Genomic DNA, 9,684 nt, shown 5'->3' on the forward strand with positions numbered 1-9,684 from the left:
CCAGCCGCAGCGGCGGAGGAGATCAGCCGAGCTGGAACGGGTCCCGGGTGCCGCCGGTGAGCTCGACGAGGACCGACTTCGTCTCGGTGTACTCGTGCAGCGCCTCGATGCCGTTCTCCCGGCCGAGGCCGCTGGCCCCGAAGCCGCCGAAGGGCATGTTCGGCGCGACCACCCGGTAGGCGTTGATCCACACGGTGCCGGCGCGCAGCCTCGCCGCGACCCGGTGCGCGCGGTGCACGTCCGTGGTCCAGACCGCACCGGCCAGGCCGTAGGGGGTGTCGTTGGCCATCGCCAGCGCCTCCTCCTCGGAGGTGAAGGGGACGACGGCGAGCACCGGCCCGAACACCTCCTCGCGCACGATCGTGTGCTCGGGGGTCACGCCGGTGACGACCGTGGGGCGGACGAACAGCCCGTCGGGGCCGGCCGCCGGCTCGCCGCCGCAGGCGAAGGTGGCCCCCTCCTCGCGCGCGCCCTTCAGGTGACGGAGCACCTTCTCGTACTGCGGCCGGTTGGCGACCGGCCCCATCTCGGTGTCGGGATCGGTCGGGTCGCCCAGCGCGATGGTGTTCGCCCGGGCGACGATCTTCTCGACCAGCGCGTCGTGCACGTCCGCGTGGACCAGCAGCCGGGAGCCGGCCATGCAGGTCTGCCCCGCGGCCGCGAAGACGCCGGCGACCAGCCCGTTGGCGGCCGCGTCCAGGTCGGCGTCCGGGAAGACCAGCTGGGGGCTCTTGCCACCCAGCTCCAGCGTCACCCGGTTGACGTTGGCCGCGGCCGCCTGCGCGACCTGGACCCCGGTGGCCGTCGAGCCGGTGAAGGCGACCTTGTCCACGCCGCGGTGCCCGGCCAGTGCCGCGCCGGTGGACCGGTCCCAGCCGGTGACGACGTTGAGGACGCCGGCGGGCAGCCCCGCCTCGTGCAGCACCTGCGCGAAGGCGACGGTCGATGCGGGGGAGTGCTCCGAGGGCTTCGCCACCATCGTGTTGCCCGCGGCCAGGGCCGGCGCGAGCTTCCAGGTGAGCAGCAGCAGCGGCGAGTTCCACGGCGTGATCGCCGCGACCACCCCGACCGGCTCGCGCCGGGTGTAGCCGAAGTAGGCGGGGTTGACCGGCGGGACGGTGCGCCCCTCCAGCTTGTCGGCCAGCCCGGAGAAGTACAGGAACCACTGCGGCAGCACCTGCAGCTGCCCGCGCATCTCCCGCAGCAGCTTGCCGGAGTCGCGCACCTCCAGCAGCGCCAGCCGCTCGGCGGAGTCGGCGATCGCCTCGGCGCAGGTCCGCATCACCGCCGCCCGCTGGAAGCCGGTCAGCGACCCCCACTCGCCGTCGAACGCGGCGCGGGCGGCGGCGACGGCGCGGTCGACGTCCTCGGCACCGCCGTCGGCGATCCGGGCCCAGGGACGCCCGAGGTAGGGGTCCTGCGACTCGAACGTCCGACCCGACAGCGCGTCGACGGGCTTACCGTCGATGAAGAGCCTGAACTCCTCCAGCTCACCGGTGGCGGTCATCGGCGGTCTCCCCTCGGTGCTGTGTGGTGGGGTGTAGAACACCTTCCGGCCGCCGCCGGCGCCAGGCATCGGCGCGCGGCGCGCCCGGGGACGGCCGTCGCACGCCGGCCGACGAGTACCGAGGAGCGCGACCCATGAGCGGAACGGACGCCCGGAGCGGGCTCGGCGTGCGGCCGCAGGAGGCCGAGCGGGACCGGGCCCTGCGGGCCGTCGAGCAGCGGGTGCTGTGGCTGGCGACCGCGATCGTCGACCACGCCAACCGGGTGCGGCCGAACCCGGGCGGGCTCAAGGTCGGCGGGCACCAGGCGTCCAGCGCGTCGATGGTCACGATCATGACGGCGCTGTGGCTGGAGCAGCTGCGCGCCGAGGACCGGGTGTCGGTCAAGCCGCACGCCTCGCCGGTGCTGCATGCGCTGGAGTACCTGCTCGGTCAGCTCGACCGGTCCTACCTGACCACGCTGCGCGAGTTCGGCGGGCTGCAGAGCTACCCCAGCCGCCTCAAGGACCCGGTGCCCGCCGACTACTCCACCGGGTCGGTGGGCATCGGCGCGACGGCGCCGATCTGGGGTGCCCTGGCCCGCCGCTACGTCAACACCCAGCTGGGCGCGGGCGGCACCGGCCGGCAGTGGTCGCTGGTCGGGGACGCCGAGCTCGACGAGGGCGCCGTGTGGGAGGCGGTGCTCGACCCGATGGTCGCCGAGCTCGGCGAGGTCGTGTGGGTGGTCGACCTCAACCGGCAGTCGCTGGACCGCGTCGTCCCCACCTTCGGCGCGCCCCGCCTGCAGGGCATGTTCGCCGCGGCCGGCTGGCAGGTGCTCACCGTCAAGTACGGCCGGCTGCTCGAGGAGCTGTTCACGCGGCCGGGCGGCGCCGCGCTGCGCGCCCGGATCGACGAGATGTCCAACGCGGAGTACCAGCGGATGCTGCGCCGCTCGCCCGCCGAGCTGCGCACCGCGCTCACCGGCACCGGGCCCGATGCCGACGCGATCGCCGCGCTGGTCGCGGACGTGCCCGACGCGGAGCTGGCCGCAGCGGTGCGCAACCTGGGCGGGCACGACCTCGGTGCGCTCCGCGAGGCCTTCGCGCAGATCGACGACACCCGCCCGACGGTGATCCTCGCCTACACGCTCAAGGGATACGGCCTGGCCACCGAAGCCCACCCGCAGAACCACTCCGCGCTGCTCACCGAGGCGCAGCTGGGCGAGCTGGCGGAGCGGCTGGGCACCGACCCGGCCGACCCGTGGGTCGCCTTCGCCGCCGACAGCGCACCCGGCCGGCTGCTCGCCGACGCGGCACGGCGGCTGCGCCGCACCGCGCTCTCCGCGGAGCAGGTCCCGGCGGTGCCCGGGGACCTCGGGCGCACCCCGCACGGGACGGCGACCACCCAGGCGGCGCTCGGCCGGACCCTGCTCGACCTGCACCGGGCCGCTCCCGAGGTGGGCCGCCGCGTGGTGACCGTCAGCCCCGACGTCAGCTCCAGCACCAACCTCGGCGGCTGGGTGAACAAGGTCGGCGTCTGGTCGCACGAGGACCGCCGCGACTGGTTCGCCGACGACGCCGAGACGATCCTGCACTGGCGGGAACGGCCCACCGGGCAGCACATCGAGCTCGGCATCGCCGAGACCAACCTGGTCGGCGCGATCAGCGAGCTGGGGGCCACCTGGAGCCGCTGGGGCCAGCCGTTGCTGCCCATCGGCGTGCTGTACGACCCGTTCGTCGAGCGGGCGCTGGAGCCCTGGTCGTTCGGCATCTACGCCGGCGGGCAGTCGATCCTGGTCGGCACGCCGTCCGGGGTGACGCTCGCGCCGGAGGGCGGCGCGCACCAGTCCATCACGACCCCCTCGATCGGCCTGGAGCAGCCCGGCTGCGTCACCTACGAGCCGGCGTTCGCCCTGGACACCGAGTGGTGCCTGCTCGCCGCGATGGCGCAGCTCGGCAAGCCCGGCGGCAGCTCGGCGTACCTGCGGCTGTCCACCCGGCCGGTCGACCAGGCGCTGGCCGCCGTCCCGGAGGACCCGGCGGCGCGCGAACGGCGCCGGCGGCAGGTGGTCGCCGGCGCCTACCCCCTGCGGCGGACGCCGCGCCCGGCGGTCACCCTGGTCGCCATGGGCGCCGTGGTGCCCGAGGTGCTCGCCGCCGCCGACCGGCTGGCCGGACTCGGCTTCCCCGCCGACGTCGTCTGCGTGACCAGCCCGGGGCTGCTGTTCCGGGCGCTGCGGGCCCGGCGCGGCCTGGACGACGCGCCGGGCTGGGTGCTCGACACGGCCTTCCCGGCCGACCGGGCGGCGCCGATGGTGACCGTGCTCGACGGGCACCCGCACACGCTGGCGTTCCTCGCGGGGGTGCGCGGGGTGCCGGCCGCGCACCTGGGCGTGACGTCGTTCGGGCAGAGCGGCGACCTGGCCAGCGTCTACCGGCACCACGGGCTGGACACCGAGTCGGTGGTGGGTGTGGCCCTCGACCTCGTCGACTGATCCGCCCCCGGTCAGCCGCGGCGGGACCTGCGGCCGCGGCGCGCCGGGGTGCCGTCGGCGGGCCCGCGGGCCAGCGCCTCGGCCACCGCGCGCGGCCAGCCGTCGTCGGCCAGCAGCAGCGCCAGGTGCCGGTCGAGGATGCCGGCGACCTCGGCCGGCGGCAGCTCCGCGCCGAACACGACCTCCCGCAGCGCCCACCCGTTGCCGGCGGTCGCCCCCGTGGCGACCGCCGCCGCCAGCCGCTCCACCCCCGGGACGTCCAGCCGCAGCGACGCCCACCGCAGCACCGCCGGCAGCCCCGACGGCGGGACGGCGTCGGCCAGCCGGTCCAGCCAGCCGACGTCGGCCACGAGCAGGTGCCCGAGCAGCGCGCGGTGCTGCTCGTCCCAGGCGGTCCAGGACGCCCGCCACTGCTCCGCCAGCGCGTCACCGACCACCGGGCGGCGGCCGGCCAGCAGCGCCAGCTCCCAGTGGTCGCCGGTGAGCGAGAGCAGCGGGAGCGGGAAGCCCAGGCTCAGCGCCTGCTCCACCAGCAGCCCGGCCGCGGGGTCCAGGTGCGCGATCCGCCGGCCGGCGGCGGCGGCGTCGGCCAGCGCGGCGCACAGGTCGCCCTGGGTCAGCCCGGCCAGCTCCACCGCCTGCTCCTCCGGGCCCGCAGCGCCGTCGAAGACCTCGTCGAGCAGCGCCCGCAGCACCTCCGCGCGAACGCGGGCGGCCGCCCCCGGGTGCCGCTCGACCGCCGCCCGCAGCGCCGCGCCGAGCGGCCGGCTGGTGGCGACGGCGTCCAGCGCGGCGCGGGCGTTGCCGCCGCGGTCCAGCCAGCGCGGCGCGGCGTCGGACTCCAGCACGCAGGCCACCTGCTCCGCGGTCAGCTCGGCGGCGTCCTGCTCGGCCCACGTGCCGGCGAACAGCCAGCGGTCCAGCCGGTGCAGGTCGGCGCACTCGTCCGGGGGCAGCTCGCCCTTGCTGGCCGCCTCCAGCAGGGTGCGGGCGCGCTCGGTGTCGATCGCCTCCGCGGCCAGCCGCCGCCCGCCCGCGGCGGCCCGCGCGACCGGGACGTCGTCGAGCTGCACCGTGACCGCCGCGCGGTCCCCGGCGTCCCCCGGTGCGCCGCAGCGCAGCGTCACCGCCGCGGTCAGCGCCCGGGGCAGCACGTCGAAGACGACGTCGGCCGGGGCGCGGCCGGCCGCCGTCCGCCGCGGGAGGGCGACGGCGCCCTCCCCGGCGGCGAGCGCGGCCAGCAGCAGCGCCAGGCCGGGGGTGAGGGCCTCGATCTCGTCGGTGGTCAGCGCCGGCGGCGTCCGCGGCGCGAACGGCACCCGCAGCGGCGGGAGGTCGCGCGTCGGCGACGCGCCGTCGGGCAGCGCGTCGAGGAACCGGCCGGCCCGGCGCAGCCCGAGCAGGTCGCGCACCCCGAGCCGGTCGCTGTCGTCCCACAGCAGGTGGACCAGGTAGTTGCCGTCCCGGCCGAAGCCGTCCGCGCGGACGGCGACCTTCCGGAACAGCACCCGCCCGGCGTCCCGCTGCACGACGCCGAACGCCTCACCGGCCTCGGCGGCGAAGCCGACCAACGCGCCCAGGGCGGTGCGGGTGCGGCCCAGCTCCGCCGGCCAGTCCGGGGACAGCGCGAACACGCCGAAGCCCGGGCCCTCCAGCGTCCGCCGGGCGGAGGTGTAGACCGCCTGCGGGCAGGCGCGGCCGCTCACCGCGACCACTCGCCGCGGGCGGTGGACTCCTCCGGGTCCAGCCCCTCGTCGGTGAGGAAGCCGTGCCGGGCCAGCAGCACCAGCAGCGGCTCCAGGCAACCCACCGGGGCGATCCGCGGGTAGCCGCCGTCGCGCGCGTCGGCGCCGGTGGCCGACACCGCGTGCACGGTCGGCTGCGGAAGCCGGTTGAGCACGGCGGTCAGCAGGTTGGAGCCCCCGTTGACCTCGAGGAAGTCCACGAGCCGGGAGCTGGTGCGCCGCACGTCCTCGAAGCAGGCGGCCAGCGGCATGCTCGCCAGGTCGGCGTCGCGCAGCACCTCGGCCGGGAAGCCCTCGACGTCGCGCACCTTGTCCGCCTTGCTCAGGACGACCGCGGTGGAGACGCCCTCCAGGTGGCTGTCGGGGTGCAGGTTGCGCGCGCTGCGCAGCAGGGTGGCCAGGTTGACCACCATCTGGGTGTGCCGGGACAGCCCCATGCCCTCCTCGCCGGGGTCGGCCAGGTGCCGCAGCCGCGGGAAGACGCCGGGGGAGAGCAGCACGAGCACCGAGGACGTCGCGTAGAGGAACTTGCCGTACTGCCCCATGTCCTCGCTGCGGTAGAGCTGCTCGCCGGAGGCGTCGAAGAACACCAGGTTGATCGCCCGCTCGGTGCCGCTCCGCCCGGGGCCGCGGAGCACGAGCACGAACGGCTCCGGTGAGCTGCCGGCGCCCAGCAGCGGCGGGGTCAGGGGCAGCTGCCGCCGCTCCACCATCAGCCGGTAGCGGTGCTCGTCGAAGCGGGCCGCGCTGTCCTCGTCCATCTCCACCGAGATCCCCAGCGGCGCCAGCGCCCCCTCGTGCAGCAGGTCGATCAGCACGGTCAGGTAGGTGCTCTTCGACGCCCCGGTCAGCCCGACCAGGCCGACGACGGCGGCCGGCCGGTCCAGGAAGGCCGGCGGCAGCCGGTGCCCGTTCGGGCAGGTGGGGCTGACGTTCGCGGCCGCGGCGCCGGCGGCGGCCCTGGGCGTGGGCGCTGGAGGCGCGTCGCCCAGCAGCGGATCGAGGAAGCGCTGCCACCGGGTGCGCCGCGCCACCGGCGGCGGCTGGGGGCGGCCGACGGCGTCGCGCCACACCGGGGTGTGCAGCGCCTCCAGGCAGCGGGGGCAGACGCGGCGCGGCATCGCGGTCAGCGGACGAAGACGGCGAAGAAGACGATCGCCGTCGCGCAGAACACGGCCACCAGGACGCGCTGCCGCTCGCGGAAGCGGTGCCGGCGCGCGTCCAGCCGCTGCTGGGCGAGGGCCCGTTCGTACATCCCGGACACGGCTCGACCTCCCTCAGAAGACCATCTGCTCAGACCGCCATGTGCCACAGCACGGCCAGCACCATCGCGGCGACGATCCCGAGCACCGCGGCGGCCCCGAGCGCCGCGGCGTACCCCCACCGGGTGTCCGCGACCGCCCGCTCCAGCCGGGCCAGCTCGAACCGCGCCGCCTCGACCACCCCGCCGAGGGACTGCAGGTCGGCGAACGTCGTCCGCGGGTCGGGGATCTGCGAGGCCTGCCCCAGCCACCGGGTGCTCTGCTCGACCTGCCGGGCCAGCCGGGCCACCGACGGACGGCGCTCCGGGGCGTACCGCAGCGCCTGCGACACGCTGTCGAGCAGGTTGGCCGGCACCGCCGACAGGTTCAGCCGGCCCGCGCGCAGGGCGAGGAAGTACTCGGCGTCGGGCAGCACGTCGTCGGGGTCCACCGGGTGGACGGCGCCGGCGGCATAGGCGATGACCATCCCCCAGCTGTAGACGTCGCTGGCCTCGGTGAGCACCGCGCCCTGCAGCTGCTCGGGGCTGGCGAACAGCTTGGTCCCGAGCGCGGCCATCCCGGTCGTCGCGGTGCCCGACGGGGGCTCCGGCTCGAGGGATGCGCTGATGCCGAAGTCGACCAGGTAGACGTCGGTGCCGGAGATGATGATGTTGCCGGGCTTCACGTCCCGGTGGACCACCCCGGCGGCGTGCACGTCGCGCAGCGCGCGCAGCAGGCCGATCGCGATCCGGCGCAGCTCCTCGGCGTTGAGCCCGGCCGAGCCGCGCTGCGCGAGGAACTCGTCGAGCGGGGTGCCCGCGACGTACTCCTGGACGTAGTACGGCGCCCCGGCCGCCAGGTCCTGGTCGACGATCCGCGCCACGCGCGGGCTCTTGACCCGGCCGGCGTTCTCCACCTCGCGGGCCAGCCGGCGGCGGGCGCGGTTCGGGGCGCCCTCCGGCAGCCGCTTGATGACCACCAGCGGGCTGCCGGGGGACACCGAGCCGACGAACACGTCCGCGCCCTGGCCGCCCCGGGGCAGCCGGCAGAGCAGGCCGTACGGGCCGATCCGCTCCGGGTCGCCGGGCTCCAGGAGCTCGAGCCGGCGGGTGCCGGCCAGCGCCGCGACCGTCCCGGCGGAGTCCAGCGCGTCGTCCACGGTCCGGCCCTCCCGTCGGCGGCAGGTGGGGCGACGGTAGAGCGCGAAGCTGTGAATTCCCACGGGTTCGGCGCCCGTCGGCTTGCCTTCGGCCGTCGGCGCAGGTCAGGTTGCCGGTATGAGCGATGCGCAGCGGTACGGGTCCGGACTGGTCGTCGAGCAGCGCGGGCACGTCCGCCTGCTCACCCTCGACCGGCCCGAGCGGCGCAACGCGCTCTCGACCGCGCTGCAGGCCGACCTGGTCGAGGAGTTCCTCGCCGTCGCGACCGACGGGCGCACCCGGGCCGTCGTCCTCACCGGGAACGGGCCGGCCTTCTGCGCCGGGTTCGACCTCAAGGAGATCCGGGAGGCCGACGAGCGCGGCGAGCCGTTCCGGCCGCCGATGAACCGGCCCGGACGGAACCTGTTCGAGGTGGTCACCGAGACGCCGGTGCCGGTGATCGCCGCGCTGGCCGGGGCCGCGGTGGCCGGCGGGTTCGAGCTGGCGCTGGCCTGCGACCTGCGGGTGGCCGCCTCCGGCATCCCGATGGGGCTGCCGGAGGCGCGGATCGGGATGGGCGCGAACTTCGGGTCGGTCGTGCTGCCCAAGCGGATCCCGATGGGCATCGCGCTGGAGCTGCTGTTCACCGGCGAGAACGTGACCAGCGAGGTGGCCGAGCGCTGGGGGCTGGTCAACCGGCTGGTGCCCCGCGAGCAGGTGCTGCCGGCCGCGCTGGAGCTGGCCGAGGGGATCGCGGCCAACGCGCCGCTCTCGGTCCGCCGGATGAAGGAGACCGCGGTGAAGGGGCTGGAGCTGCCGCTGTGGCAGGCGCTGCGCCTGGACGTGGGCCCCAACCCCTACCTGAGCGAGGACCGCCGCGAGGGGATCGCCGCGCGGCTGGAGAAGCGCGCCCCCCGCTGGTCCGGCCGCTAGCCGCTCGCGGCGTCCGGGCCGCGGAACCTCTCCTGCCGAACCTCGTGCTCTGCCCACCAGGGTGGGCAGAGCACGAGGTTCGGCGGACACAGGTGGTCCGTCCCCCTCCGGGTGCCGGACCGTCAGCCCCTGATGGCGGCTCTGGCCAGGTACTCGACGAGAACTCCGGCGCCGCCGCGGCGCGGGTTCCGGCTGATCCGCGAGAGCGATGCACCCCTGCCGTGGGGGCTCTCGGTCGTGGTCTGCAGCAGATGGTCGCCACGCCAGAACGTGATGACGCGGGCGGTGATCGTTCGCTGGTCGAGGCGGAGCTCCGTGGCGCCGGTGGTGAGCAGCTCCTCCGCGCCTCGCCTCAGCTGGGGCGCCCAGCGCCGCTTCGCGTCGGCGAGCGCGGTCTCGCGGTCGCCGTACCGGGCGGCCTGCTCTGCCGGTTCCGCGCGTCGGGCGCCGATGGCCGCCGGGGGGCTACCCGGCGCGCCAGGCGCGGGGAGGGCGAGCTGCCAGGAGGCGGCATGCCGACCGGCCTCCAGGTCGCGCCGGTAGTGCTCGAGGTACACCTGCGCGGGGTCGACGACCCGCAGGAGAAACCTCGGCAGCGCCATCTGTCGACGGTAGCGGCCCGGCGGGCCGGTGAGGGGCCGGACG

8 protein-coding genes are annotated in these 9,684 nt (G+C 76.1%); 2 read left to right on the top strand and 6 right to left on the bottom strand.

What is annotated here, in order from left to right; genetic code table 11:
* Positions 1 to 22 precede the first annotated feature (22 nt).
* Complete coding sequence (locus BMZ50_RS16260) at positions 23 to 1,507, bottom strand: aldehyde dehydrogenase (protein WP_091326577.1); 1,485 nt, start codon at positions 1,505 to 1,507, stop codon at positions 23 to 25.
* A 134-nt stretch (positions 1,508 to 1,641) separates the two neighbouring features.
* Here BMZ50_RS16260 and BMZ50_RS16265 point away from each other — a divergent pair, with 134 nt between their 5' ends.
* Positions 1,642 to 3,981, top strand: a complete 2,340-nt coding sequence (locus BMZ50_RS16265) for a transketolase-like TK C-terminal-containing protein (RefSeq protein WP_091326579.1) — start codon at positions 1,642 to 1,644, stop codon at positions 3,979 to 3,981.
* A gap of 11 nt (positions 3,982 to 3,992) precedes the next feature.
* Here BMZ50_RS16265 and BMZ50_RS16270 read toward each other — a convergent pair whose 3' ends face one another.
* From BMZ50_RS16270 to BMZ50_RS16280, 4 genes are read right to left on the bottom strand one after another with little or no spacing between them, the layout of a single operon-like run.
* Positions 3,993 to 5,687, bottom strand: a complete 1,695-nt coding sequence (locus BMZ50_RS16270; protein ID WP_143087200.1) for a GAP1-N2 domain-containing protein — start codon at positions 5,685 to 5,687, stop codon at positions 3,993 to 3,995.
* On the bottom strand, positions 5,684 to 6,847 hold the full coding sequence (locus tag BMZ50_RS16275) for a TRAFAC clade GTPase domain-containing protein (RefSeq protein WP_091326584.1): 1,164 nt from the start codon (positions 6,845 to 6,847) through the stop codon (positions 5,684 to 5,686). Before BMZ50_RS16275 ends, BMZ50_RS16270 begins: the two co-directional genes overlap by 4 nt.
* Positions 6,848 to 6,852: 5 nt before the next feature.
* The gene (locus BMZ50_RS24310; protein WP_177212836.1) at positions 6,853 to 6,990 is read right to left on the bottom strand and encodes a hypothetical protein; all 138 of its coding nucleotides are present in this window, start codon (positions 6,988 to 6,990) and stop codon (positions 6,853 to 6,855) included.
* A 29-nt stretch (positions 6,991 to 7,019) separates the two neighbouring features.
* On the bottom strand, positions 7,020 to 8,126 hold the full coding sequence (locus tag BMZ50_RS16280) for a serine/threonine-protein kinase (protein ID WP_143087201.1): 1,107 nt from the start codon (positions 8,124 to 8,126) through the stop codon (positions 7,020 to 7,022).
* Positions 8,127 to 8,244: 118 nt separating this feature from the next.
* Between BMZ50_RS16280 and BMZ50_RS16285 the strand changes: the two genes are divergently transcribed.
* Entirely contained in the window at positions 8,245 to 9,039 is a 795-nt protein-coding gene (locus BMZ50_RS16285) for an enoyl-CoA hydratase/isomerase family protein (protein ID WP_091326589.1), read from the top strand.
* A 122-nt stretch (positions 9,040 to 9,161) separates the two neighbouring features.
* Here the strand turns inward: BMZ50_RS16285 and BMZ50_RS16290 are convergent, their stop codons facing one another.
* Positions 9,162 to 9,641: a hypothetical protein gene (locus BMZ50_RS16290; RefSeq protein WP_091326591.1), complete on the bottom strand. Its 480-nt coding sequence runs from the start codon at positions 9,639 to 9,641 to the stop codon at positions 9,162 to 9,164.
* Between the last annotated feature and the right edge of the window lie 43 nt (positions 9,642 to 9,684).

Source organism: Geodermatophilus ruber, assembly GCF_900114385.1.
Lineage (GTDB): Bacteria > Actinomycetota > Actinomycetes > Mycobacteriales > Geodermatophilaceae > Geodermatophilus > Geodermatophilus ruber.